Genomic DNA, 23,705 nt, shown 5'->3' on the forward strand with positions numbered 1-23,705 from the left:
GCGCGGCCGGAGGCTCCTCAGCCGTCCTCCGCCGGGCGCCGGGCACGGAAGCGCAGTCCACCACTCTCCGGGTGGCGGTCCACGGCGATGTCGGTGAACCCCGCCCGGGACAGCCGGGCGGGCAGTGCCGCGGGGTCGAGGGTGTTCATGGTGTCGCCGATGTGCAGCAGCCGGAAGCGGAAGTTCGGCTGACTGTCGGCCCCCGCGAACGTCCCTCCGGGCCGCAGCACGCGGAACGCCTCGGCAAAGATGCGGTCCTGCTGCACTTCGGTGGGCACGTGGTGCAGCATCGTGAAGCACACCACTGCGGAGAACGCGGTGTCAGGAAGCGGCATGTCCGCTCCGTCGGCGTGCAGAATGCGCGCGCGGTCGCCCCACTTCTCGCGCAGCAGCCCGGCCGTCTCACCGTCGATCTCGACGGCGGTCACCCGGGGCACCTGCTCGATCAGGACACGCAGGTTGGCTCCGTATCCGGGGCCGATCTCGACGATTTCCTCGCCCAGTTCGACGTTCTCCAGGGCCCACGGCAGCAGTTGCTCCCGCACTCCTGTGGCCCACTTCTCGGAACTGCACAGTCTCCGGTGCGCTCTGTTCATCGGCATACGGGGACGCTAAGCCGGGTCGAGAGCCGTCCACTACGGCGTACGCTGCCAACTGATGCCGCCATACGGACAGCTTCCGGACCCGCTGCCTGCGTGGGACGTTCCGCCGGGACAGCAGGCGGCCCTTGTCGTGCGCAGCTTCCCGCTGCCGCGGGGTTCATGGTTCGAGGAACATCGCCATCCGGCGCACCAACTGGCCTGGTGCACAAGCGGCCTGCTGTCGGTACGTGCACCGGGCGGCACCTGGCTGCTGCCTCCTTCGGTCGCACTGTGGATCCCCGCGCACACTCCGCACGCGACAGGCGCCACCAGTACGGCGGTGATGCGCAGTCCCTACATCGCACCCGCGCACTGCCCGGTGGCCTGGCCGGAGCCCACGGTGGTGGCTGTGCCGCCGCTGCTGCGCGAACTCATCAACTACCTGGCAGAGCCCGGTCTCTCCCGGGCCTCCCGCGAGCGCGCCGAAGGCGTGCTGTTCGACCTGCTCCGGCCGGTGCCCGCGCGGGACATCGGACTGTCCTGGCCGACCGATCCACGGGCTCGCGCGGTGGCCGAAGCGCTCCACGCCGACCTCACCGACTCCCGCCCGCTCGCCGCCTGGAGCCCGGTGGCCGGAGCCAGCGCCCGTACGCTGGCGCGGCTGTTCACTGCCGAGACGGGGCTCGGTTTCGGCCGCTGGCGGGAGCGGCTACGGGTGCAGGAGGCGATGCCGTTGCTGGCCCAGGGGCGCTCCGTGGAGTCCGTCGCACACCGGGTGGGCTACGCCTCGGCGAGCGCTTTCATCGCCGCGTTCCGCCGCACGGTCGGGCTCACCCCGGGGCAGTTCTTCCGCTGAGACGCCGACCGGTCTTCCGCTGAGACGCCGACCGGAGGGACCGCCGAGGTGCGGCCGGCCGCCAATGGGCCGACGCGGCTGCTGAGCGGCTACTGCACTGCTTCCGGCAGCCCTGCCAGGAACTCCCGCACCTGCCCGAGCCACAGCTTGCGGTGCCGCTCGCCCAGGACGTGCGCGCCGCCCGGAATCTCCACCAGGGCGGCACCGGGGATGGCCGCAGCCAGCTGCCGGGAGCAGTCGGGAAGGACGAGACGGTCACCCGTGGGCATCGCCACCAGGGTGGGTACGGAGATACCCGCGAGGTCGCCGCGTACGTCGACCCTGCGCACCAGATCGAAGTGGTCCACCATGCCTGGCGGCAGGCCCTCACGTGTCGCCGCGACAGCGGCCTCCAGTGCCTCGGCGGTGAGCTGGTTCAGCTCGTCGTCGAGCAGCGCTGACTGCATGGCGATCCGCGCCACCGCGTCCCACTCCCCCGCCCGCCCGAACCGGGTGATGAGCTCGGCGGCGAACGACAGGGCCGAGTCGGCCACAGCGAACCCGGCCGTCAGCACGAGCCCTGTCACCCGCTCCGGGTACCGGGCTGCTGCCCGTATGGAGACCGCCGATCCCAGGGACTCTCCCAGCAGCATGAACCGCTCGTGCCCGCGCGCGACGGCCGCCTCCACGACGGCGTCCACCAGTGCGTCGAGGTCGAGCGGGCCCCCTGTGAGAGGCGAGGCACCGGCACCCGGGTAGTGCGGTCCGACCAGTGTGTGGTCGGACGCCAAGTCCTCCAGCACGTAGCCGAAGTTGGGCTCGATCCCTCCTCCCGCCCCGTGCGCGAGCAGCAGCGCCGGTCCGCTGCCCTGTACGTGCACATCGAGGGAGGAGGAGTCGATACGGGACGAGGATGCGGCAGCTGCCGCTGTGTGCGCCTTGGTCATGCACGGGAAGCTAAACTCCGACATCAGTGTCAGAGTCAAGCCGATGCCGGAGACCGGGCGACCACGGCGCGATCCTTGAGGAGACGACCTCCATGCGCATGAAGGAGATGGTGCGCCGCACCGGCGTCCACGAGCGACTGCTGCGCTACTACGAGAAGCAGGGTCTGCTGAGCCCTCAGCGGCTGCCCAGCGGCTACCGCGAGTACAGCGAGGCGGACGTCGACACAGTGCGCAGGGTGCGCTGTCTGCTGACGGCGGGGCTGTCGACCACGATGATCGCGCAGATCCTGCCGTGCCTGCGCGACGAGGGGGACAGCCTGGTGCCGACCTGCCCCGACCTCGTCGCTCAGTTGCTCGCCCAGCGGGACCGGATGACCGCGGAGATCGAGGCCCTGCACACCTCTCGCGGCCTGCTCGACAACGTCCTGGCCGCCACTCCTGAGCACCTCAAGACCGGAGCGCCCGCATAGCGCGGCGGCTCGGTCCGCGTCCGTACGGCCTGGCCCGCTCGGCCCGCTTCGAGGCGTCCCGCTAGCTTTCGGCGCCGCCCTTTCCGCAGAATTCCGCGTCGATGACGCCCAGGTAGCCGGATGCGTCGCCCTGCCAGTCACCGTTGATGTTGAAGGCCAGCTGATGCCGGCCGTCCTCCGTGCTGACCAGTCCGGACAGGGAGCCGTTGGTGCGGCCGGTCTTCCCCACCACTGTCACACCGCACGACAGGGTGGCGGACTCGATGCCGAGCCCGTAGCCGAATTCGTCGGCCTCGGACGGCACTGTGGTGAGCATCTGCCGCATCGCGTCCTGCCCCAGCAGTTCGCCCTTGAGCAGAGCCCCGAAGAAGGTGTTCAGGTCACCCGTCGTGGAGATCACCTCTCCCGCCGCCCCGAGGAAGGACATGTTCTGTTCGGTGGCGTCGACGATGGGGGCGTCGGGCTCCTTCTGGTGGAGCCGCGAGTAGCCGACAGGGTGGGGCCGCGGCATCCGGGCCCGGGTCCCGGGGAACGAGGTGTTGCGCAGCCCCAGGGGCCGGACTATGCGCCGCTCGGCCTCGTGTGCGTACGTACGCCCCGTCGCTTTCTCCAGGACCATCCCGGCGAGCACATAGTTGGTGTTGCTGTACCAGGGCGTACCAGGTGCGCCGTGCGGTGCCCGCTTCATCGAGAGGGCGACCAGATCCCCGGGACGGTAGGTGTCGTACCGGTGCTCGGGAAAGCCCGGCCCGGACGTGCGGTGGGCGAACTTTGGGTCGTCGCTGTAGTTGTTCAGCCCACTGGTGTGATTGAGCAGCTGCCGCAGTCGGATCTTGCGGCCGTCGTTCCCGTGGCCACGCACCACACCCGGCAGCCACTTCTCCACGGTGTCGTCCAGGTCGAGCCTTCCCTCCTCCTCCAGTTGCAGCATGAGGGTGGCGATGAACACCTTGGTGATGCTCGCGGCACGGAAGTGCTCCGCCTGCGACCGTTCGCGGTGTGTGCGGGTGTCCGCGTATCCGGCGGAGCCGAACCACCGTCCCCGCTCGTCCCTGGCCTCCGCGGCGACGCCCGGCAGCCCGTCCTCCTCCACTACGGCCCGGAGCGCGTCCTGGGTGGCAGCGTGCCCGCCCGCTCCCGCCCGGGCGGCTGCCGGGGCGGCGTACGCGGCACTGGCGGTGGCACCTGCTCCGAGCACTGTGACCAGCGCCAGGGCGACGGCAGTGGCGCGGGTGGCACGGCTTTTCCTGTTACCGCCGAGGCGGTCGTTCGCTGATTGCATGCCGGGAGGCTAGGGACGGCCGAACCGCCGCGGTACCAGCGAAAGTCAGACCCTGGGCTCTGCCTTTCGGTGTGCCCGGTACACCGAGATCCCGAAGGATGCCGTCACCCCCACCGGCGCACCCAGCCCGGCAACGCGCGCGTGCAGCTCCTCCGGTTCGACGTGCCGCGCGGACGGTCCCATGGCGGCGAGGTTTTCCACGTCCTGTCCGGACAGCTCGACGGTGTACTCCAGTGCCTCGGTTCGCTCCCGTACGAAATGACCGGACAGTGTGCGCTCCAGGCGCTCCTCCTTGTCCGGATCGACCTCCAGCAGCCCGAGCCGGTCACGCAGTTCGCGCAGATGCCGCTCGGTCGGAGTGACCACCAGCAGCGCTCCACGGGGCCTCAGCACCCGGTGGAACTCCGCACCGTTGCGCGGTGCGAAGACATTGAGCACGACGTCCACGCACGCGTCCCGTACCGGAAACGGCCGCCATACGTCCCAGCTGGCCGCCCCCGCACGCGGGTGCGCCCGCGCGGCGCGGCGCAGCGCGTACGGTGACGCGTCCAGCGCGAGTCCCACAGCGCCCGGCAGCGCCTCCAGGACGGCGGCGAGGTAGTGCCCGGTGCCCGCACCGGCGTCCAGCACAGTGCCGTCCTCGCTCTCTCCGCGCACTTCCGGCGAGGCCGCGATCCGGGCGAGTTCCCGGGTCAGCGGCGCATAGTGCCCTGCCTCCAGGAACGCCGTGCGGGCCTGCACCATCGCCGCGCTGTCGGCGTTCATGGTGCGCTTGGCGCCCGAGAGCAGACTCACGTACCCCTGCCGCGCGATGTCGAACGTATGCCGCTGCGGGCAGCGCAGCGACCGCTCGGCCACTTCGAGACCGTCCCGGCAGACGGGGCACCGCACCACCCTCGTCAGCGCCTCCCAGGGCCCGGTGTGCACCGGATCGCGGCGTACGGAACCGGGGCGCGTGGCGGGTGGTTCGGACACGGGGCAGCTTCCTCGGGCGGCGGGAGGGAGCCCCCAGGCTACCGCCGCGCCGCCCCGTCCCCGCCTTCCGGAGCGGCGGCCCGGACCAGGCCCGCGGTGAACCGGTCCGCCGCCTCACCGCGCAGCCGGCCGGCGGGCACTCTGCGCCCGAAGGTGACCAGCAGCAGATCCTGCGCCGCCCCTGACACCGGCGTACCCGTGCCGTACGACCAGTCGAGGTCCTCGGCGCGCAGTGCGACGCCCTCCAGATCGGCGCCGAAGAACTTCAGGCTCCTGGGCGTGACCGTGTCCAGCAGTACGCGGATCCGCTGCTGCGGAACGCGCCGCCCGTGGCCGAGCGCGACAGTGATGTCCAGCCCGTGCACCACGTCGTGCCCCAGCGCCGCCGGGAGGCCGCCCACCGGAGGCTTCCAGGGATGATGAGCGTTGTCCCGCAGCGCAGCCGCAATCCGGGCCGTGCTCATCGCAGCGGCGTCCCTGCGCGCACAGTGGTCGGTCATCCGGTGCAGGTTGCCGCGGGCCCGCAGCAGTTCGCGCAGCATCTGCGAGCGGGACGTGCGGAACCCGGCCGACATATGTGCCGCCACCTCCCGCACCCGCCACCCCGCGCACAGGGAGGGCGCTTCCCAGTCGGCTTCCGCCAGTCCGTCCAACAGCTCGGCCAGCTCCGTGCGTTCGGCTGCTATCGCCTGCTTGATGTCCATTGGCCGCTCCCTGTGCAGCATTCTGCGGTGATCTCCCCAGGGTGTCCGCGGAGCGGCCCATAAGTCCAAGAGAAGGCCCTTCTAGCAGCCAGAAGCAACGGTTATGGCACTGGCTAGGCTGCCGGACATGGATCTGCGGCAGCTTCAGTTCTTCGTCGCCGTGGTGGAGGAGCGCAGCTTCACCAGGGCCGCCGAACGCCTCCATCTGGCCCAGCCCGGCGTCAGCGCACGCATCCGGCAGCTCGAACGGGAGCTGGGCCACCCGCTCCTGGACCGTACGGGGCGTTCGGTGACGGCGACCGAGGTCGGTGAGGCGGTGCTGCCGTACGCCAGGGCGGCGCTGGAGGCCGTCGAGAACGTGCGGCACAGCGCGGACGCGTTCACGGGGCTGCTGCGCGGCCATGTCGCTGTCGGACTGGTCTCCGGCGCGACCGGACAGTTCGACATCGCCTCCGTACTGGCCGACTTCCACAGCGAGCACCCGCGGGTCGATATCGCCCTCACCGAGGACACCTCGGAGCGCATGCTCCAGGCGCTGCTCCGGGGCGAGCTCGACATCGGCGTGCTGGGCCTGGCGGACGAGCACCCGCCCGAGGGCACCACCGCCGAGATCGTGATCGACGAGCCCGTCGCCGTCGCCGTCGCCCCCGACGACCCGCTGCTGGCCCACGGCGACGGGCCCCTGCCGGTGGCGGCACTGCGCGGCCGCGCCCTGATCAGCCTCCCGCGCGGCACGGGCCTGCGCGGCGTGCTCGAACGCGCCTGCGCGGAGGCCGGGTTCCGTCCCCGCGTAGCCTTCGAGGCCGCCGCCCCGCCCCTCCTCGCCCGGCTTGCGGCCCGCGGACTGGGAGCCGCCGTCGTACCCGCCATACCGCCGGACACGGCCGCCGCACTCGGGCTGCGGACGCTGCACCTGACGCCTCAGCCGCGGGCGCGGATCGGCCTCACCTGGCGCACCGGCGGCCCGGCCGGCCCGGCCGCCCGCGCCCTGCTGACCCGGCTGCGCACCGTCCTCAGCGTGCCCCGGAAGGACGACGACAGTGACGCCCTGGCTGAATGGAGTGCATGACGTACTTCCTCACCACCGTCATGGGCGACAGCATCGACGAGCCCGACGAAGCAGCCATACGGCACGCCCTCGACAGCCTGGACGCCCAGGCCGACGAGGAGCACCCGGACATATCGCTGTCCCATGAGTCCGGGTGGACGCTCAGCGCCTTCCGCGACGGTCTGCTGTGGTGGGAGCTGATCGCGGACGCCGGGGACGACGACGGTCCCGCCCCCGGCGCCCTGCGCGACGTTCCCCGAGAGGAGGTCCTGCGGCTGTTCTCACTGCTGGCGGCAGGTCGGATCGACCAGGTCGAAAACCTGCCCTGGCGCAGATGAGGGCATCTGCGCCGGACGGCCTTGCAAAGCCGCCCAGCGGGCCGTCAGGCGGCGAACCCGCCGTACTGCTCGATGAGTTCCACAGCGCGCTGCGTACCGCCCTCAGCGCGCGATTCAGCGCTCAGCCGGGCGCAGCGCCGGGCAACCTCCGGATCGCTACTGAGCGCGCCCAACGCCTCGCGCAGCAGCTCCGGGCTCGCCTCCTCGGTGTCGATGCGGCGTGCGACCCCGAGGGAGACCAGACGGTCGGCGTTCTCGAACTGCTCGGCACCCTGCGGCACGGCGATCATCGGCGTCCCGGTGAGGAGCCCTTCGGCGCTGCCACCCATCCCCGCGTGCGTGACGAACGCGTCGGCCTGCTCCAGGATGGCCAACTGCGGTACCCAGGAGCACACTTCCACATTCCCGGGGATCTCCCCCAGCTCCGCCGGGTCGGTGTATTTGCCGATCTGCAGAACCACATGCCAGCCCGGCAGTCCGCCAAAGGCCGCCAGACAGCGCCGGTAGAACTCGGGCTGCCTGGTGTACGCGGAGCCCAGCGAGACCAGCAGCACCCGCTCGGCGCCCGCCGGGCGCTGCCATGTCCCACGGGCCCTGGGCCCGTCGGCTCGGGGCTCACCGAAGCAGGGGCCGACGAAGGTGACGCGGTCGGTGTCCACCCGCTCGGCGTTGGGCTGCATCACACGCGGGATCATCGCCAGCGCCCGTGGCGGCAGGCCCAGATAGGCATCGACGTCCGTCGTCGCCGCCCCGCAACCGGCCAGCCATGAGGCGCACTTGGCCCGGTAGGAGTCGGCGCCCGGCAGCCCCCACACCTGCGACCCGACCTCCTCCTGGTAGCCGTCCCAGGCCACGAACGTGGGCGAGAGCTGCAGGACGGGCCGGCCCTGCCCCTCGGCCAGCGCACGGGTCGCCAGGGCACCGATGTCGTACAGATAGAGATCGGGCCGGTCCTGGTCGTAGGCGGCCCGCAGCCGGGGCAGGACGGCGATCGCGTCGTCCAGGAAGATCTCCATGGCGGCGATCGGATCGTCCGGCCAGTTGTTGTCCACGACCGGCAGCCCGGACGTGTACGGCACCAGCTCGGCGCCCGTGGAAGCGACGTGTTCGGCAACTGCCGGGTCGTTGGCATACGTCACCCGGTGGCCACGGGCGACCAGCTCCCGGATGATCTCCAGGCTCGGCAGCACATGACTGACTGCGGGAATACCGACCATCGCGATATGCGCGGGGCGGTCAATGGGGCGGGAATCAAGGGCCGTTCGGAATGCACGAGGCATGGGTGATTTTCCGTTCCAGATCTACGGTTCGCACTGTCGGCGAAAACCTGCGGCGAAAGAGGACACGCTCAACGGACCGGCGTGCACGTGCAACCGGTGCGCGGAAGTGAGGCGGGGCGCCGCCTCGCGCGCGTCAGCCGTAGATCTGGTGAAAGTACATGCCGCACAGCGTACCGACATCTCGGTGTCTCACCAACGAGTTACATACCTCGTGAAAACCGCATGCTCATAAGTCTGAGTACTGCGAACAGGAGTTTCCGCTGGCTGGAGTATTCGTTGACGGGGTTGTACCCGAGACGGTCATCCCCGGCATCCGCCCCTGGCGCTGGTCATCGCGGACGACACAGGGCTGCGCGCCGTCGGTCACCACCGGATGCGTCGTGCGCGTGCGGGACCGGTCTCGACACAGTCGTCTGAACCTGCCCGCAGAGAAGAGAGTTCAGTCTTGACCGAGACGTCGCACACGTACACGTCCTACGCACCCCCTGATCCGGACACCGGCCTCCCCTGGCCGAGACAACCGGCCGAACCGGACGTGCACTCGGCCCACACCTGCGGCGCCTCCACAGCCAGGAACGAAACTGCTGCGCGTCTGGGCCTCACCGACCCCTCCGACACGGGAACCCTCGGACTGACCCGCTTCGTCTCACCGCACCCCGAGCGCGGCGAGCGCGGCGAACAGACGGAGCATGCGGACCTGGACGCGGAACTCGCCCACTTCCTCGACACGGTCGAACAGCAGAGATTCGCGGACTCTCCTGGCGCGCTCACTCGAGCGAGGCACCGCAAGGAACGTCCCCTGGAGCGTGTGAAGCAGAAGAGCCGGGAGGAACTGAGCTGGCGGCGAATTCTCAGCGCCCTCTCGGTCACGCTCACCGCACTGATCGTGGTGCTGGTCAGCTTTCTGGGCGCCAAGGCGTCCTATCCGTCGCTCTACGGCCTGGCCCAGGAGTCCGCTCCCCCGAGCGTCGCGCACGCCTGGCCGCTGCTGATCTACGCACCCTGGGTCGCGGCCACGCTCTCCATCCTGCGCACCCGTGCCTACCGCCGCCGCACCGTGCACTCCTGGCTCGTCGTGCTCTTCTTCGCCGCCGTCGCCTCGCTGCTGTGCGTCGCCGACGCGCCGCCCACCCCCGCGGGCATCGCCGTGGCCGGTCTGCCGCCCATCACGGCGCTGCTCTGCTTCCACCAGCTCGTCCGGCAGCTCGACCTCCCGCCGGTACCCGCGGCCCCCTCCCGGCACGCCCGTCCGCCCCACGGGTCCAGCCGCCACCGTTCGGCGGGCTGACGACCGACAGCCGGCCGGGGCGCCCCTGCAAGTGGTCAACCCGGTTGACCGCTCCGGCCGGCAGTATCGTCACGACGGGGCTGCGCCCGGATGTGCGTGCGCTCCCCCTGGCGGCCGAAAAGGGCTGAGCATTTCGACGAGTCCCCCTCCAGGCTGCCGAACCAGTGCGGCAGCCTGGTGTCGAACTCGCCGACCTCACCCGGCCCAGCACCAACTCATGCTCGGCCAGTCGCAGTCGCCCCGAGAGGACGTACAGCCACTCATAGCCCTCGTGAGCCCACAGTTCGGGCTCGGAACGGTCAGCCGGCAACACCATTTTGAACGCCTGTTGCGTCCCGTCTGACGGGTCAACGGCAGCACTGTATTGCCATTGACCCGCTGCGGCTCGAGACGCACCCGCGGATCGCCGACCTCAGGCGCGCCGACCAGCTCATCCAGCGGCACCTGGTGGGCCTCCGCGAGCGGCAGCAGCGGCTCCGGACTGGGGCGCCGCTGCCGGACTCCAGCCCGGAGACGGTGCTCCTGGAATACCGGTCGCCCGCGCGAGCGCGGCCAGGGTGACAGCGCGCCGGATACGCAGCCCCTTGAGCCGCGGGCCGACCTGGCCGACCAACAGACGGCTCTCGACTCCCTCTCCACCCGCCTGCGCCACCAGTTGGCCCCTACCTCGACGAGGAAGACCTCACAACCCCCGACCACCTCCTGCACGGCGACGACTGCACCGGCAACCTCTGGCGCCTCCCAAACACAGAAAGAGCCCCCACCGGAAATCCCCGGCGGGGGCTCTGACGTGCTGCGCTGTGGACCTGAGGGGATTTGAACCCCTGACCCTCTCGTTGCGAACGAGATGCGCTACCGGACTGCGCTACAGGCCCTTGCGACGGATGAAACTTTAGCATCCTCGTCGGGGCGGGAGGAAATCCGTTACTTCGCTGGTCATGGGGCGGTCATTCGTTGGCGGCGCGGGGGCGGTCCTCGTCCTCGTACTGGTCGAAGAGGGGCGTCCGGTCCCGGTCGGAGGCGCGGCGGGAATGGGAGGGCCCGTCGGTCTCTCCTTCCGCGGACTGCGGCTCGGCGACGTGGGCGGTGCTGGAGCGGGCGGAGCTCCACGCGTCCGGGGCCTCCAGGTCGACACCGCGCGTTGCGCGGGGGGCGACCGGGGCGCTCACGTAGGTGGGCAACGGTACCGGTACGGGGTCCCAGCCTTCGCCCTCGGAGGAGTCGCGGTCCCGGGCTCGCTGCTGGTCGACCCACTCCGCGTGGTCGGTCTGCTCGACCAGGGCGCGCCGTTCGGCGGCCTCCTGCTGCTCCACGTGGGCGCGGGCTTCCCGCCGGGCGTCCGTACGGTCCTCACGGTGCGCTTCCGGGTGGGCGCTGCCGCGCTCCCGCTCGGGCGGCGCAGTATCCCGTCGGCCTTCGCGGCCCGTCCCCTGCGCGGCGCCGGCGGCGAGGCGGGGCTCGGTGTCTGCCTCCCGTGCCGCGGCCCGGCGGCGGCCGGATGCGCCCGTGGCGCCGCCGCGCGGCCGCTGGGCGTGCAGACTGCGCGCTGCTGCCTCGGCCTGGCGCCGGTCCATGGTGAAGGCGAAACGGCGCCGCTCCTGGGCGCGCAGATAGACGATGTAGGTGCTCAGCAGGACGGCGGGGATGGCGGGCACCCACAGCAGGGCGAGTCCACGGACAGCCGCGATGACGGTGCCGACGGTGAAGGCGAGGAACAGCAGCATCGTCGTACGCCGCCGTCGGGCCAGCAGCTTGGCGCGCTTGGCCTGCTTGGCGCGTCTGCCCTCCAGCGCAGCAGCACGCGCCTCGGCGCTCTGCACACGCGGCGCACCCGCACCGTCCGCGGCGGCCCCGGGGTGGTCCCGTCCGGGCTGGGCGGCATCCTCCGACTCCGGCTGCCCGGCTTGAGCCTGCCCGGGACGCTCCACATCACCTGGACCACTGTGCGCACCGCCAGGGGCGCTGTGTGCGGCGTCCGGGCCCCCGTGCGCGGCAGAACGACCGTCGTGGCCGTTCCGGCTGCCGTGGGGCGCGGGCCGTGCGGCGCGGTCCGACGTGCGGTGAGCGTGCACTTCGGTCGGCGCTTCGGCAACTGGGGCGCTGACCATGGTCTTGGGGTCGGCGAAGGCCCGGACGTCCACCGCCTGCTCGGTGACGGCGTCCGGGTCGCTCCCGTACACGTCATCTTCGTAGCCGTCGTCGCCGTGCGCGCTGGGCCGGCCGGGTTCGGCTCCCGCCTTCCGCGCGTACGGATCGTCCGCTGCCCACCCCTCGCGCGCCCGGCGCCGCTCCGCTTCTCTCGCGTAACGGCGCTCCATGCCGGCCTTGCCGGACAGCAGCCGGATGGCGGTGCTGAAGCGTTCCGTCGGACGGGCTTCGTTCAGCTCGTCCTGTCGGCGAAGCCACATCGGCACCAAGTAGGCGGCCCAGGCCCCGACGATGACTGCGTAGATGAGGCCACTGCTGCTCACCCTCACACGGTAGAGGGGATTGCTTGAGCCCATCTGCCAAATAGCCCGGTGTGTCGCACGATCTGGCTGATCCCTCGAGCTTTTTTTGTGACTGCTCGTCCGGGCTAAGTGGAAATGGCCGATAAATGGCCGGTGAAGGGCCGGCCACCTGAGGCTATCCGGACAACCCACAATTCGAACGTTTATTTTATTTCTGTCGAGCGGCCGGGCTGCGACCGATGCCAGCGGGTCAGCAGTCCCTCCGGGACCTCCTCCGCAGTCAGCGCGAACACCAGGTGGTCGCGCCAGGCGCCGTCGATGTGGAGATAGCGCGGGCGGGTGCCTTCTTCCCTGAAGCCAAGCTTTTCCACCACACGGCGACTGGGGAGGTTCTCCGGGCGGATGCACACTTCCACGCGGTGCAGTCCTACGGTACGGAAACAGTGGTCCACTGCGAGTGCCACTGCAGTGGGCATCACACCGCGCCCCGCTACCGCACGGTCGATCCAGTAGCCGATATGCCCGGAGCACATGGAGCCCCAGGTGATGCCCGCCACGGTCAGCTGTCCGGCAAGTCTTCCCTCGTGCTCAACGACAAAGGGAAGCATCCGGCCGGCCTGTGCCTCGGTCCGCAGATGCCGCACCATCTGGCGGAACGTGGGGCGACGCGGCGGCAGGTGGCCGGGGGGCGCGGGCGGGATCGTGGCCTCCCAGGGGCGCAGCCAGTCGCGGTTGCGCTGGTTGACCTCACGCCAGGCCCGTTGGTCGCGCAGCTTTATGGGGCGGAGGGCCGTGGGACCGTCCGCCAGCTCGGCCGGCCACGGTGCGTTCAGCGGGGGTCGTCCCCTCTAGGGACGCCGGACCGGTGGGAGGTGTCCGGCTCGGCGGGGTGGTCGCCCCCGTGGATCTGGTCGACGGCGTGCGGCAGCAGCCGGGTAAGGACCGCCAGTCCGTCTTTGACGCCACCCGTGGAGCCCGGAAGGTTGACGATCAGCGTTCGGCCCGCGACACCGGCGACACCGCGCGAGAGCGCCGCGGTGGGCACTTTTGCCATGCCCTCGGCTCGAATGGCCTCGGGGATGCCCGGGATCTCGTAGTCCAGGACGTCGCGGGTCACCTCGGGGGTCCGGTCGGTCGGGGAGATGCCGGTGCCGCCCGTTGTCAGGACGACGGCGTAGCCCGCCTCCACGGCCTCCTCCAGCGCCTTACGGACGGGCTCACCGTCCGGGACCACCCGTGGCCCGTCTGCGGCGAATCCGAGGGCACTCAGGCCCTCCACGAGCAGTGGCCCGCCCTTGTCGGCGTAGACCCCCGCGGAGGCGCGGTTGGACGCCGTCACGGCGAGGGCACGGTAGGGCGGCCTGGCGCCCGGAGCACCGTGAACGGGACCGAGACTGGTGCCGGAGCCGGGTTCCCGGTGGCTGTGCGGGGACTGTGGGGACCCGTGGCTGTGCGGGTGCCGCCCGGCTTCCTGCTGCTCGGGACCGCTCATGCGCCCTCCTCGTCGGCGAGCGGCCGGCGCGTCCAGTCTCCTGACTTGCCGCCGGTCTTCTCCTCCACCCTGACATCCGTGATGGCTGCCGACTTGTCGACTGCCTTCACCATGTCGATGACCGTCAGAGCGGCGACCGTAACCGCTGTGAGCGCTTCCATCTCGACGCCGGTGCGGTCGGTGGTCTTCACCCGGGCCGCGATCTCGACAGCGTCGTCGGCGACCGTCAGGTCGACCTTGACGCCGGAGACGGCGAGAGGGTGGCACAGAGGGATGAGTTCGGGGGTCTTCTTGGCGCCCATGATCCCCGCGATCCGGGCGGTGGCCAAGGCGTCTCCCTTGGGCATGCCCTCGCCCCTGAGCAGTGCGACGACCTGCGGCGAGACGAGCACGCGTCCGGTGGCGCGGGCCGTCCTGGCAGTGACGTCCTTCTCGGACACGTCGACCATCCGCGCGGCCCCGGACGCGTCGACGTGGGTGAGGTGCTGCTGGGGGCTGGTCATGGTTCTCCCGGTCCTGTGCTGTGCCCAGACACGGTACCGGCAGCGGCAGGACTGCGGCCCGGCGCGTCAGTCGAGGAGTACGACCGTCACTTCGTCCCCTGGGGTGAGCCGGCCGGTCTTCTCGGGGATGTCGATCAGGGCGTTGGCCTGTGCGAGGGCGGCGATCAGGTGGGAGCCCGCTCCGCCGACCGCGCGGACGCTGCCCATGTCGTCCTCCTCGCCGGACGGGGTGTAGTCGCCCCGCAGGAACTGCCGCTTGCCTTCCGGTGAGGTCAGTGCGGCATCTCCGCTCAGGCGGGCGCGTACGGTCCGGCGGCGTACGGGCTCCTGGCCCATCAGGGTGCGCAGTGCCGGGCGGACGAACAGTTCGAAGGAGACGTAGGCGCTCACCGGGTTGCCCGGAAGGGTCAGGATGGGGGTGCGGTCGGGCCCGATCAGGCCGAAGCCCTGGGGCTTGCCCGGTTGCATCGCCAGTCTCCGGAACTCCACCAGGTCACCGGCGGCGTCCGTGCGGTCCTCCTCCTCGCCGCCCCGGAAGGCGTCCACCCGGGAGAGCGCTTCCTTGACGACGTCGTAAGCGCCGACGCTGACCCCGCCGCTGGTGACGACCAGGTCGGCCCGGATGAGCTGGTCCTCGATGGTGGCGCGCAGCGTCTCCGCGTCGTCGGCCACCGCTCCGACCCGGTAGGGGATGGCTCCGGCTGCGCGTGCTGCGGCGGTCAGTACGAAACTGTTGGCGTCGTGGATCTGGCCGGGGCCCAATGGTTCCCCCGGGGTGACGAGTTCGCTGCCGGTGGACAGAACCACGACCCGGGGCCGCGGACGGACCGTGACCGTACCGCGTCCGATGGCCGCCAGCAGGCCCACCTGTGCGGGGCCGAGGACGGTGCCCGCCTTGAGTGCGACAGTGCCCGGTTTGACGTCGCTGCCCTTGGCCCGTACGTGCTGCCGGGAGAGCACCGGGCGGTGCACGCGTACCTGGCCGGAGGCGCCCTGGGGCGAGTCACTGAGTGCGGCCATGGAGTCCGCGGGGCCGCCGCCTGTGCCGCCGTCCGTCCACTCGACAGGGACGACGGCTTCCGCCCCGGGCGGGAGGGGTGCACCGGTCATGATGCGGGCCGCCTCGCCCGACGCGACAGTCAGCAGGTCCGAGCTGCCCGCAGCGATGTCGCCGATGACGCTGAGCACCGCGGGGAACTCCTCGCTGGCACCCTCGACGTCGGCTGTCCGTACGGCGTAGCCGTCCATGGAGCTGTTGTCGAACGGCGGGAGAGCCGCGGGGACGATGACGTCATCGACCAGGGTGCAGCCCTGCGCGTCGAGCAGGTTCAGCTCGATGGGGTCCAGCGGGCGGACGCTGCGGAGGATGTCCTCCAGGTGCTCCTCGACCGACCAGGTCTTGCTCAAGACTTACATCTCCTCGGTGACGTAACCGCGCAGCCAGTCCCGGAACTCCGGGCCCAGGTCCTCACGTTCGCACGCGAGCCTGACAATGGCACGCAGGTAGTCCGCCCGGTCGCCGGTGTCGTAGCGACGGCCGCTGAAGACGACACCGTGCACAGGGCCGCCCAGGGACTCGTCGGCGGAGAGGGCCTGGAGGGCGTCGGTGAGCTGGATTTCGCCGCCCCTGCCGGGCTCGGTCTTGCTGAGGACCTCGAAGACGGCCGGGTCGAGCACATAGCGGCCGATGATGGCCAGATTGCTGGGCGCCTCTTTGGCCGAAGGTTTCTCCACCAGGTCGGAGACTCGCACCACATCGCCCTCGGAGGTGGGGCCGGCCGCTGCGGCGCCGTACAGGTGGATGCTGCCCGGGTCGACCTCCAGCAGCGCGATGACACTGCCGCCGCGTTCCTCCTGCACCTCGATCATGCGGGAGAGCAGGGGGTCGCGCGGGTCGATCAGGTCGTCGCCGAGCAGTACGGCGAAGGGCTGCTCCCCCACGTGCGGGGCTGCGCACAGGATGGCGTGCCCCAGGCCGCGCGGGTCGCCCTGCCGGACGTAGTGCATGGTCGCCAGATCGCTGGACTCCTGGACCCGGGCGAGCTTTCCGTCGTCACCCTTGTCACGGAGTACCTGCTCCAGCTCATAGTTGCGGTCGAAGTGGTCCTCCAGGGGGCGCTTGTTGCGCCCGGTGACCATGAGGACGTCCGAGAGCCCGGCTGTCACGGCTTCCTCGACCACATACTGGATCGCGGGCTTGTCGACGACCGGAAGCATCTCCTTGGGTGTGGCCTTTGTCGCAGGCAGGAAGCGCGTGCCCAGGCCGGCTGCGGGGATGACTGCCTTGGTGATCCGTGCGCGGGGAGAAGTCATGTCCCGCACCATAACCGCTGACTTGATGTGGAAGATAAGCGTCCACGGTGTTCATCGTGTTTGTAGGGTTTATTGGGTTTGTTGCGTATTGCGGCGCGGAAAGGGTTGGGCGTTCCCATGGGCGAGCCGGAGGCCGTCGGCCACCGTAGTAAGCGCGAGTTGCGCCGCACTGTCCTGTCTGCGAGGAGAACATTGACGGCGGGTGACCTCCAGGCAGCCGCGCACGCCCTGGCCCAGCACGTGCTGGAGCTGCCGGAGCTGGCCGGTGCCGCCACGGTCGCCTCCTATGTATCGGTCGGCAGCGAGCCGGGCACCGGCCCTCTTCTGGAGTCGCTGCGCGGGCGGGGCGTACGGGTGCTGCTGCCGGTGCTCCAAGAGGACAACGACCTCGACTGGGCGGTCTACGAGGGCCCGGAGGCGCTTGTGGCGGCCGGGCGCGGGCTGCGCGAGCCGTCCGGGGCACGCCTAGGCCCGGAGGCGGTCACGCAGGCCGACGCGGTGCTGCTGCCGGGGCTGGCCGTGGACCGCAGCGGACTGCGGCTGGGACGTGGTGCCGGCTGCTACGACCGGGTGCTCGCCCGGCTGGCGGCGCGCGGCGCACAGCCGGCATGTGCGGTGCTGCTGTACGACGGTGAAGTGGTCGACCGTATCGACGGCGAGGAGCACGACCGGCGGGTGGAGACGGCCGTGACCCCGAGCGGAGTACACCGCTTCGGGGTCACCGAGGGCTGAACGGACGGCTGAAGGGGCACTGGGCGGCCGTGCCCCGACCGGCGTCACGGCGTGCGGCCGGCCGGGGTGTGCCGGGCGGTCAGGGGGTGAGGGCCATCTGGTCCTCGGTGGCCTTGTTGACCGCCTTCTCGCTGTAGGGCCACTTCAGGAACTCGCCCTTGGCCCACTTGTCGGTCTGGTCGGTGTAGTGCGCGTTGTAGGCGTGCCCGGACGCTCCGGTGAGGTTGATCCACCGGGAGTTGTCCATGTCGCCCATGTCGACGACCATCCGCATCGACGGCACCCAGGTCACGTCGTACCCGCCCGCCGCGTTCCAGCCGGTGGCGTTGACGGCTGCCTCGCCGCCGCCCAGGTCCCAGGGGCCGCGGTTGAGGAGCCACTGCATGTAGCCGGGCCCTTCGGTGCCGATGGTCTGGTTCTTGAGCATCAGCCGGTGCAGCCTGCCCCAGCTCCAGGTGTTGATGTCCTTGCCGAGCTTCGAGGTGAGCTCCCAGCGCGCGTCCTTCATGGCGTGCGCCAGCAGGTCGTCGCGGTTCTTGTCGCCCTTGTGGGTGGAGGTGTCGCGCGTCTTCCACCACTCGCTGTCGGGCTGCTTGAGCAGCTTGCGTACGACCTCGAACCAGCGGTCGCCACCGTCGGGCTGCGCCTCATCGGGGGAACGCTGTCCGCACTCGCGCACCAGTCGCTGGTTGCCGTCCAGGTCGTCGACAGGGCCGGAGTCGTCGGAGGGCGCGACGTACAGACAGTCGCCCTTGACCCGCAGTTCCTTGGGCAGCTTGTCACCGAAGGCGAGCTTGAGGAGGTTGCGCCAGACGGCGTTGAAGTAGGCGGCGGGCGCCGAGTCGGAGTCCTGGGTGTAGTCCCAGCCCTCCAGCAGCTTCTGTGCGTTGCGTACGTACTTGTCGTCGACCTCGATCTTCAGCAGGTAGGGCACCAGCAGCTTGGCGATCTCGCTGCTGTTGTCCATCTGCATCGTCTCCATGTCGTCCATGGAGATCTTCCCGCCGTCCTTGATCTTCGACTGGATGAGGTCGTTGATCCGCTGACTGCGCGCTCCGTAACCCCAGTCGTCGGTGAGCAGGTAGGGATACTTCTCGCGGTCCACGACGGCCTGGTTGGCGGTCACGATGTAGCCACGCTTCGGGTTGTACTCCCACGGCAGGGCACGCTGGGGAACGTAGCCCTTCCAGCGGTAGTTGGGGTCCCATCCGGGTGCCGGATAGCGCCCGTCGCCCTTGTCCCGCACCGGGATACGGCCAGGTGCCTGGTAGCCGATGTTGCCCTTGGTGTCGGCGTAGATGAGGTTCTGCGAGGGGACGGCGAAGTCCCGGGCAGCCGCGCGGAATTCGGAGAAGTCCGAGGCCCGGTTGAGCTTGAAGACGGCGTCCATGGTCTTGGAGGGCTCCAGGGCGGTCCACCGGAGCGAGACCGCGTAGCCGTCCCCGCGGTCCGGTGCGGCGTTGCCGACGGGGGACTTGTCGCCGACCTTGCGCAGCTCCTTGTCGCGGTCGGAGACGATGGGCCCGTTGTTGGTCTCGCGTACGGTGATGGTGCGGTCCTTGCCGCCGGCGACCTTGATGGTCTCCTCACGGGTGCGGTACGGGACTTCCTTGCCGTCGTAGAGGTAGTGCCCGTCGCGGACCTTCTCCAGGTAGAGGTCGGTCACATCGGCGCCGAGGTTGGTCATGCCCCAGGAGATCTGCTGGTTGTGGCCGATGACGACGCCGGGCATGCCGGAGAAGGTGAAGCCGGAGACGTCGTAGGGGCAGGATTTGTCCACCGAACGGCAGTGCAGGCCCATCTGGTACCAGACGGAGGGCAGTTGCGGCGCCAGATGCGGGTCGTTGGCCAGCAGCGGCTTGCCGGTGGTCGTGTACTTTCCGGAGACGACCCAGGAGTTGGAGCCGATGCCGCTGCCGTTCGGGCCGAGCAGCCCGGGGATCTCGTCCAGCTTCTTGGCCACGGTGCCCATCTGCGTACTGGCCCCCTGAGCCGCCTCACCGGCCGCCTGAGCGCCGTTCGCACCCTCGGAGGCTCCGGGAGTCGTCTCACCCGCTCCCGAGCCCGCAGCGGGCTGTTCACCGTCCGCTCCCGGCTGCCCGGTACCGGTGCCGTCGGACCCGCTCTGGGCACCGCTCTGGCCGCCCTTGGCCTTCGGGTCGAACTTCTTGGTGGCGGGGTCGACCGAGCCCTTGTCGACTATCGGCCTGTTCCTGTCGGTCGGGTAGTCCGGATACAGGTCCTCGATCTGGTCCTTGTCCAGGCGGCTGGTCATCAGCGCCCGGTCGGTCTCGTCCGAGAGGTTGCCGCGCAGGTCCCAGGCCATCGCCTTGAGCCAGGCGACCGAGTCCACCGGGGTCCAGTCGGCGGGCTGGTAGTCCTTGCCCGCAAGGTCGAGGGCGGCGTACTCGACGGAGAGCGCCGAGCCCTTGTGGTCCTTGAGGTAGGCGTTGACACCCGCCGAGTAGGCCCTGAGGAAGTTCTTGGTCTTTTCCGGGAGTTGCGCGTACTCCTTCTCGGCCACCTTGCGCCAGCCGAGGGTGCGCAAGAAGGCGTCGGTCTGCACCTGACCGTCACCGAACATCTCCGAGAGCCGCCCGGCGGTCATGTGCCGGCGTACGTCCATCTCCCAGAAGCGGTCCTGCGCCTGGACGTACCCCTGGGCCAGGAAGAGGTCTTTGGAGTTGTCGGCATAGATCTGCGGAATGCCACTGCTGTCCCGCTTCACGCTCACCGGCGCTGCCAGCCCCTTGAGTTTGAGCGTGCCGGTCGTCTGCGGGAAGGAGTCCCGGACGGTGCTGATGCCCCAGTAGGTGCCGCCGCCGATGCCTGCCACGAGCAGCAGCACGACGACGATCACGATGAGGCGGGCGCGTCGCGAGGTCTTCTTGGCGGGCATCGCTGTCCTTCGAGGGGCAGGGTGGACCTTGACTGAGGGGACCGGACGGGCTCGATCCGTACGGAGCAACCATAGGCCGACCCTCGATTCGCCCGGACAGCGAGTCACCCCCTACGAATTCTCCCGGGGGCATATTCAAGCAATGGTAAATTGTTAGCTACCCAAACGAACTAGCCGGCTGCCGGACACCTGTCCGGGAGCCACGCCCAGCCATGGGTGAGGCGTTAAGAACTCGTCAGGAAAACGTCAGGAGATCGTCAGACCCGCCACACGCAGCCACTCGCCCCCTCAGGAACCCGCGCTCCGACGCCGATCCCCGCGCTCGGAGCACCCCGCTCGTGCACTCAAGGAGAGAGCCCCGGCCAGAGAGGACCGTGCCCTGACCGTCCACAGCCTCAACCAGCTCCTGCTGTTCAGCGCCCTCGTTCTGCTCATCGCCGTCGCGGCGGTCCGTCTCTCCTCGCGCAGCGGACTACCCAGCCTGCTCGTCTACCTGGGGATAGGCATCGCCATAGGGCAGGACGGCATCGGCTTCGGTTTCTCGAACGCCGCGCTGACGCAAGTCCTCGGATACGCCGCCCTGGTGGTGATCCTCGCCGAGGGCGGGCTCGGCACGAAGTGGCGCGACATCCGGCCCGCCATCCCTGCCGCCGCCGTGCTGTCGACGTTCGGCGTGGCCATCAGCGTGACCGTCACGGCGCTGGCCGCGCACTACCTGGTCGGACTCGACTGGCAAGCGTCGCTGCTGATGGGCGCCGTGGTCTCCTCCACGGACGCCGCAGCCGTCTTCTCCGTACTGCGCAGGGTGCCGCTGCCCAAGCGGCTCACCGGCGTGCTGGAGGCCGAGTCCGGGTTCAACGACGCGCCTGTCGTGCTGCTGGTCGTCACCTTCTCCTCGCTCGGCTCCGAGCACCACGCCTGGTACTTCCTGCTGGGCGAGATCCTGCTGGAGCTCGCCATCGGGCTGGTGGTGGGCCTGGTCGTCGGCAAGCTGGGCGAGCTGGGCATGCGCCATGTGGCACTGCCCGCTTCGGGGCTGTATCCCATCGCCGTGCTGGCGCTGTGCTTCCTGGCGTACGCCGGAGGCGCCATGGTGCACGGTTCCGGCTTCCTGGCCGTCTATGTGGCTGCGCTGATCCTGGGCAACGGCAAACTGCCGCACCGGCCCGCTGTGCGCAGCTTCGCCGACGGAGTGGCCTGGATGGCGCAGATCGGCCTCTTCGTCCTGCTGGGTCTGCTGGTGACCCCGCACGACCTGTGGAAGGACTTCTGGCCCGCCATACTGATCGGGCTGGCCCTCACCCTGGTCGCCCGCCCGCTGTCGGTCTTCCTGTGCCTGGACCGGTTCCGCATGCCCTGGCAGGACAAGACGCTGCTCTCCTGGGCCGGGCTGCGGGGCGCTGTGCCCATCGTGCTGGCGACCATTCCGATGGTCGCCCAGGTCGAAGGCAGCCAGCGCATCTTCAACATCGTCTTCGTGTTGGTGGTCGTCTTCACCGTGCTGCAGGGACCCACCCTTCCCTGGCTGGCGCGGAAACTGCGACTGAACGAGAGGGACGAAGCGGCGGACCTCGACATCGAGTCCGCACCCCTGGAGCGGCTGCGCGGACATCTGCTGTCCGTGGCCATCCCGCCGTCGTCCCGGATGCACGGTGTGGAGATCACCGAACTGCGCCTCCCCGCGGGCGCCGCCGTCACCCTGGTCGTACGCAACGGAACGAGTTTCGTGCCTCTGCCCTCCACAGTGCTGCAGCACGGTGACGAGCTGCTGGTCGTCGCGACCGACCAGGTACGCGATGCGGCCGAACGGCGGCTGCTGTCGGTCAGCCGCGGCGGCAAGCTCGCCGGCTGGCTGGGCTCCGGAGGGAGCACAGCAGTGCGCCGGTGACTGCGGAACGGTGCCGGGGGGCCGACTTGTAGCGCGATCACTGCCGGGCTTGTGGCACGTTTTACGAAAAACTGCCTCTGCCCGTTATCCTCATGGCGGAAAGATTCACCCCGACTCTGCCTGAAGCAGAGCTGGCGCGACCGCTCGGCGGCCACGGTCCGGAAAGCCCACCCCTGCATCGGACCGGGTATCTACCCCGGTCCTGCGCAAGAGGACAGCTCTCGGCGCGTCACCCTGAACGCGCTATCAGGCGGCAGAAAGGCCCGGCCGTGGAATCCCCGGCCACCGAGAACAACCACGCACAGACCGGCACAGCGCACGAGAAGCGGCGCTCCAGGCGCTCCTCCGAGCGCCCCGGGTACGGACAGCTGCTGCGCACCGAGGGAGCATGGTCCTTCCTGCTGCCGGGCTTTCTGGCCCGCCAGCCCTACGCGATGCTGACCATCAGCATCGTCCTGCTCGTCCAGCACACCACCGGATCGTTCGGGCTGGCGGGCGCCGTGTCTGCGACTGCGGGCATCTCCATGGCCCTCATCGCGCCGCAGAGCGGCAGGCTCGCCGACCGGTTCGGACAGGGCGCCGTTCTCGCTCCTCAGGTGTTCCTGCACGCCCACGCCGTCGGAGCGCTGATCTCCGCCGCTCTGCTGGACGCGCCGCTGTGGGCGCTGTTCGTCGCAGCAGTGCCGGCGGGCGCCACCGCTCCGCAGATCAGCCCCATGGTGCGCGCCCGGTGGGCGGCGCGGCTGCAGGGGTCGCCACTGATGACAACGGCAGCGGCCTTCGAGTCGGTGACGGACGAGTTCACGTTCGTGGTCGGCCCGGTGCTCGCCACGGCGCTGTGCACCGGGGTGCATCCGGCCGCCGGACTCGTGGCCGAGGCAGGCGTCTCACTGGCGGGCGGGCTGGTTTTCGCCGCGCAGCGCCGTACGCAGCCGACGCCGGTCCGCACGGCCGCCGACGCGGGCGCGGGCGCGGGCGAGCAAGGAGAGGCCGCCGACGACGCCGCACAGCTGGCGGGCCGTGCCACGTCCGCACTGGCCGTCCCCGGGGCACGTGTGCTGGTCGCAGCAGTGCTCGGGATCGGGATGGTTTTCGGCGGTATGCAGGTCTCGCTCACCGCGTTCACCGAATCGATCGGCCAACCGGGCATCAACGGCGTGATGTACGGCTTTTTCGCGGCGGGCAACATGCTTGCGGCCGTCGCCGTGGGTGCCATCCGGTGGAAGCGCGGACCGCAGACCCGGCTGCTCATCGCGTACCCGGGGCTGGTGGTTGCTGCGGCACTGGTGGCCCTCACTGCGCAGCTGGGACCGTGGGTGGTGCTGCTGGGCGCACTGGGGACGCTGATCGGGCTGTGTGTGGCCCCGTGCATGATCACCTGCTTCACTCTGATCGAGACGCTGGTTCCGGCGGGCGCCCGTACAGAAGCGTTCACCTGGCTGACAGGCGCGGTCGCGCTGGGACAGGCGGCGGGCTCGACAGCGGCGGGCCAGCTCGCGGACCACTCGGGAGCCGGCACCGGTTTCCTCACCCCGCTGGCCGGTACGGGCCTGGCTCTGCTGGTGCTTCTCGCGTTCAGAAAAGCGCTGCATCCTCCGCACAGCGGGCTGGTCGCGGCACGTGGGCTGGGTCACCGAACGACGGTCTCAGTGGACTGATGCGCGGGAATGCTGCACTATG

General features: G+C 70.1%; 21 protein-coding genes, 1 tRNA gene and 1 pseudogene. 8 read left to right on the forward strand and 15 right to left on the reverse strand.

All coding sequences use genetic code 11. From position 1 onward, the window contains the following. Positions 1–17 precede the first annotated feature (17 nt). Positions 18–602, reverse strand: coding sequence for a class I SAM-dependent methyltransferase (locus tag ACTWP9_RS22650; protein WP_443248060.1), 585 nt, complete (start codon positions 600–602; stop codon positions 18–20). Positions 603–657: 55 nt separating this feature from the next. Between ACTWP9_RS22650 and ACTWP9_RS22655 the strand changes: the two genes are divergently transcribed. Further along, positions 658–1,437, forward strand: coding sequence for an AraC family transcriptional regulator (locus ACTWP9_RS22655; RefSeq protein ID WP_443248061.1), 780 nt, complete (start codon positions 658–660; stop codon positions 1,435–1,437). A gap of 89 nt (positions 1,438–1,526) precedes the next feature. Here ACTWP9_RS22655 and ACTWP9_RS22660 read toward each other — a convergent pair whose 3' ends face one another. Continuing rightward, the gene (locus ACTWP9_RS22660) at positions 1,527–2,363 is read right to left on the reverse strand and encodes an alpha/beta fold hydrolase (RefSeq protein WP_443248062.1); all 837 of its coding nucleotides are present in this window, start codon (positions 2,361–2,363) and stop codon (positions 1,527–1,529) included. A 92-nt stretch (positions 2,364–2,455) separates the two neighbouring features. Here ACTWP9_RS22660 and ACTWP9_RS22665 point away from each other — a divergent pair, with 92 nt between their 5' ends. After that, complete coding sequence (locus ACTWP9_RS22665) at positions 2,456–2,833, forward strand: MerR family transcriptional regulator (RefSeq protein ID WP_443248063.1); 378 nt, start codon at positions 2,456–2,458, stop codon at positions 2,831–2,833. 61 nt (positions 2,834–2,894) lie between these two features. On the opposite strand, the gene ACTWP9_RS22670 is transcribed toward ACTWP9_RS22665, so the two are convergent. Genes ACTWP9_RS22670 through ACTWP9_RS22680 form a run of 3 tightly spaced genes read right to left on the reverse strand, consistent with a single transcriptional unit; the run spans position 2,895 to position 5,794 of the window. Next, positions 2,895–4,115: a serine hydrolase domain-containing protein gene (locus ACTWP9_RS22670; RefSeq protein WP_443248064.1), complete on the reverse strand. Its 1,221-nt coding sequence runs from the start codon at positions 4,113–4,115 to the stop codon at positions 2,895–2,897. 45 nt (positions 4,116–4,160) lie between these two features. Next, positions 4,161–5,090, reverse strand: coding sequence for a putative RNA methyltransferase (locus ACTWP9_RS22675; protein WP_443248065.1), 930 nt, complete (start codon positions 5,088–5,090; stop codon positions 4,161–4,163). Between the two features lie 38 nt (positions 5,091–5,128). Further along, positions 5,129–5,794 carry a maleylpyruvate isomerase family mycothiol-dependent enzyme gene (locus tag ACTWP9_RS22680; RefSeq protein WP_443248066.1) on the reverse strand — a complete coding sequence of 222 codons (666 nt, stop codon included), beginning with the start codon at positions 5,792–5,794 and terminating at the stop codon, positions 5,129–5,131. A gap of 127 nt (positions 5,795–5,921) precedes the next feature. Between ACTWP9_RS22680 and ACTWP9_RS22685 the strand changes: the two genes are divergently transcribed. Further along, positions 5,922–6,863 carry a LysR family transcriptional regulator gene (locus ACTWP9_RS22685; protein ID WP_443248067.1) on the forward strand — a complete coding sequence of 314 codons (942 nt, stop codon included), beginning with the start codon at positions 5,922–5,924 and terminating at the stop codon, positions 6,861–6,863. After that, positions 6,860–7,180 (forward strand): hypothetical protein, encoded by a 321-nt coding sequence (locus ACTWP9_RS22690; RefSeq protein WP_443248068.1) that lies wholly within the window; start codon positions 6,860–6,862, stop codon positions 7,178–7,180. Before ACTWP9_RS22685 ends, ACTWP9_RS22690 begins: the two co-directional genes overlap by 4 nt. 44 nt (positions 7,181–7,224) lie before the next feature. On the opposite strand, the gene ACTWP9_RS22695 is transcribed toward ACTWP9_RS22690, so the two are convergent. Beyond that, entirely contained in the window at positions 7,225–8,460 is a 1,236-nt protein-coding gene (locus tag ACTWP9_RS22695; protein ID WP_443248069.1) for a macrolide family glycosyltransferase, read from the reverse strand. Between the two features lie 445 nt (positions 8,461–8,905). Between ACTWP9_RS22695 and ACTWP9_RS22700 the strand changes: the two genes are divergently transcribed. After that, a complete protein-coding gene (locus ACTWP9_RS22700; RefSeq protein WP_443248070.1) occupies positions 8,906–9,748 on the forward strand; it encodes a DUF2637 domain-containing protein in 843 nt (280 codons plus the stop codon). A 35-nt stretch (positions 9,749–9,783) separates the two neighbouring features. On the opposite strand, the pseudogene ACTWP9_RS22705 reads toward ACTWP9_RS22700, so the two are convergent. The 8 genes and pseudogenes from ACTWP9_RS22705 to galU all read right to left on the reverse strand — a co-directional run bounded on the left by ACTWP9_RS22705 (position 9,784) and on the right by galU (position 16,506). Beyond that, positions 9,784–10,400, reverse strand: a pseudogene (locus ACTWP9_RS22705) (helix-turn-helix domain-containing protein). A gap of 149 nt (positions 10,401–10,549) precedes the next feature. Further along, a tRNA-Ala gene (locus tag ACTWP9_RS22710) sits at positions 10,550–10,623 on the reverse strand. 72 nt (positions 10,624–10,695) lie between these two features. Then, positions 10,696–12,219: a hypothetical protein gene (locus ACTWP9_RS22715; protein WP_443248071.1), complete on the reverse strand. Its 1,524-nt coding sequence runs from the start codon at positions 12,217–12,219 to the stop codon at positions 10,696–10,698. A 182-nt stretch (positions 12,220–12,401) separates the two neighbouring features. Then, positions 12,402–13,031, reverse strand: coding sequence for a GNAT family N-acetyltransferase (locus tag ACTWP9_RS22720; RefSeq protein WP_443248095.1), 630 nt, complete (start codon positions 13,029–13,031; stop codon positions 12,402–12,404). Next, the gene (locus tag ACTWP9_RS22725) at positions 13,028–13,690 is read right to left on the reverse strand and encodes a MogA/MoaB family molybdenum cofactor biosynthesis protein (RefSeq protein WP_443248072.1); all 663 of its coding nucleotides are present in this window, start codon (positions 13,688–13,690) and stop codon (positions 13,028–13,030) included. The genes ACTWP9_RS22720 and ACTWP9_RS22725 overlap by 4 nt, the downstream gene beginning before the upstream one ends. After that, on the reverse strand, positions 13,687–14,193 hold the full coding sequence (gene moaC, locus ACTWP9_RS22730) for a cyclic pyranopterin monophosphate synthase MoaC (RefSeq protein WP_443248073.1): 507 nt from the start codon (positions 14,191–14,193) through the stop codon (positions 13,687–13,689). Before moaC ends, ACTWP9_RS22725 begins: the two co-directional genes overlap by 4 nt. A 66-nt stretch (positions 14,194–14,259) precedes the next feature. Further along, positions 14,260–15,600, reverse strand: coding sequence for a molybdotransferase-like divisome protein Glp (glp, locus tag ACTWP9_RS22735; protein ID WP_443248074.1), 1,341 nt, complete (start codon positions 15,598–15,600; stop codon positions 14,260–14,262). Positions 15,601–15,603: 3 nt separating this feature from the next. Beyond that, complete coding sequence (galU, locus tag ACTWP9_RS22740) at positions 15,604–16,506, reverse strand: UTP--glucose-1-phosphate uridylyltransferase GalU (protein ID WP_443248075.1); 903 nt, start codon at positions 16,504–16,506, stop codon at positions 15,604–15,606. 117 nt (positions 16,507–16,623) lie between these two features. Here galU and ACTWP9_RS22745 point away from each other — a divergent pair, with 117 nt between their 5' ends. Then, positions 16,624–17,238 carry a 5-formyltetrahydrofolate cyclo-ligase gene (locus tag ACTWP9_RS22745; protein ID WP_443248076.1) on the forward strand — a complete coding sequence of 205 codons (615 nt, stop codon included), beginning with the start codon at positions 16,624–16,626 and terminating at the stop codon, positions 17,236–17,238. A 79-nt stretch (positions 17,239–17,317) separates the two neighbouring features. On the opposite strand, the gene ACTWP9_RS22750 is transcribed toward ACTWP9_RS22745, so the two are convergent. Next, positions 17,318–20,137: a penicillin acylase family protein gene (locus ACTWP9_RS22750; protein WP_443248077.1), complete on the reverse strand. Its 2,820-nt coding sequence runs from the start codon at positions 20,135–20,137 to the stop codon at positions 17,318–17,320. Positions 20,138–20,516: 379 nt separating this feature from the next. On the opposite strand from ACTWP9_RS22750, the gene ACTWP9_RS22755 reads away from it, so the two are divergent. Next, positions 20,517–22,025 carry a potassium/proton antiporter gene (locus ACTWP9_RS22755; protein ID WP_443248096.1) on the forward strand — a complete coding sequence of 503 codons (1,509 nt, stop codon included), beginning with the start codon at positions 20,517–20,519 and terminating at the stop codon, positions 22,023–22,025. Between the two features lie 269 nt (positions 22,026–22,294). After that, entirely contained in the window at positions 22,295–23,683 is a 1,389-nt protein-coding gene (locus ACTWP9_RS22760) for an MFS transporter (RefSeq protein ID WP_443248078.1), read from the forward strand. The last annotated feature ends 22 nt before the right edge of the window (positions 23,684–23,705 follow it).

The sequence above is a fragment of the Streptomyces sp. 3N207 genome (assembly GCF_052246355.1).
Lineage (GTDB): Bacteria > Actinomycetota > Actinomycetes > Streptomycetales > Streptomycetaceae > Streptomyces.

Excerpts from the sequence above, each read along its gene's own strand:
- ACTWP9_RS22650 (WP_443248060.1), bottom strand. The coding sequence starts at position 602 with ATGCCGATGAACAGAGCGCACCGGAGACTGTGCAGTTCCGAGAAGTGG.
- ACTWP9_RS22655 (WP_443248061.1), top strand. The coding sequence starts at position 658 with ATGCCGCCATACGGACAGCTTCCGGACCCGCTGCCTGCGTGGGACGTT.
- ACTWP9_RS22660 (WP_443248062.1), bottom strand. The coding sequence starts at position 2,363 with ATGACCAAGGCGCACACAGCGGCAGCTGCCGCATCCTCGTCCCGTATC.
- ACTWP9_RS22665 (WP_443248063.1), top strand. The coding sequence starts at position 2,456 with ATGCGCATGAAGGAGATGGTGCGCCGCACCGGCGTCCACGAGCGACTG.
- ACTWP9_RS22670 (WP_443248064.1), bottom strand. The coding sequence starts at position 4,115 with ATGCAATCAGCGAACGACCGCCTCGGCGGTAACAGGAAAAGCCGTGCC.
- ACTWP9_RS22680 (WP_443248066.1), bottom strand. The coding sequence starts at position 5,794 with ATGGACATCAAGCAGGCGATAGCAGCCGAACGCACGGAGCTGGCCGAG.
- ACTWP9_RS22685 (WP_443248067.1), top strand. The coding sequence starts at position 5,922 with ATGGATCTGCGGCAGCTTCAGTTCTTCGTCGCCGTGGTGGAGGAGCGC.
- ACTWP9_RS22690 (WP_443248068.1), top strand. The coding sequence starts at position 6,860 with ATGACGTACTTCCTCACCACCGTCATGGGCGACAGCATCGACGAGCCC.
- ACTWP9_RS22695 (WP_443248069.1), bottom strand. The coding sequence starts at position 8,460 with ATGCCTCGTGCATTCCGAACGGCCCTTGATTCCCGCCCCATTGACCGC.
- ACTWP9_RS22725 (WP_443248072.1), bottom strand. The coding sequence starts at position 13,690 with ATGAGCGGTCCCGAGCAGCAGGAAGCCGGGCGGCACCCGCACAGCCAC.
- moaC (WP_443248073.1), bottom strand. The coding sequence starts at position 14,193 with ATGACCAGCCCCCAGCAGCACCTCACCCACGTCGACGCGTCCGGGGCC.
- galU (WP_443248075.1), bottom strand. The coding sequence starts at position 16,506 with ATGACTTCTCCCCGCGCACGGATCACCAAGGCAGTCATCCCCGCAGCC.
- ACTWP9_RS22745 (WP_443248076.1), top strand. The coding sequence starts at position 16,624 with ATGGGCGAGCCGGAGGCCGTCGGCCACCGTAGTAAGCGCGAGTTGCGC.
- ACTWP9_RS22750 (WP_443248077.1), bottom strand. The coding sequence starts at position 20,137 with ATGCCCGCCAAGAAGACCTCGCGACGCGCCCGCCTCATCGTGATCGTC.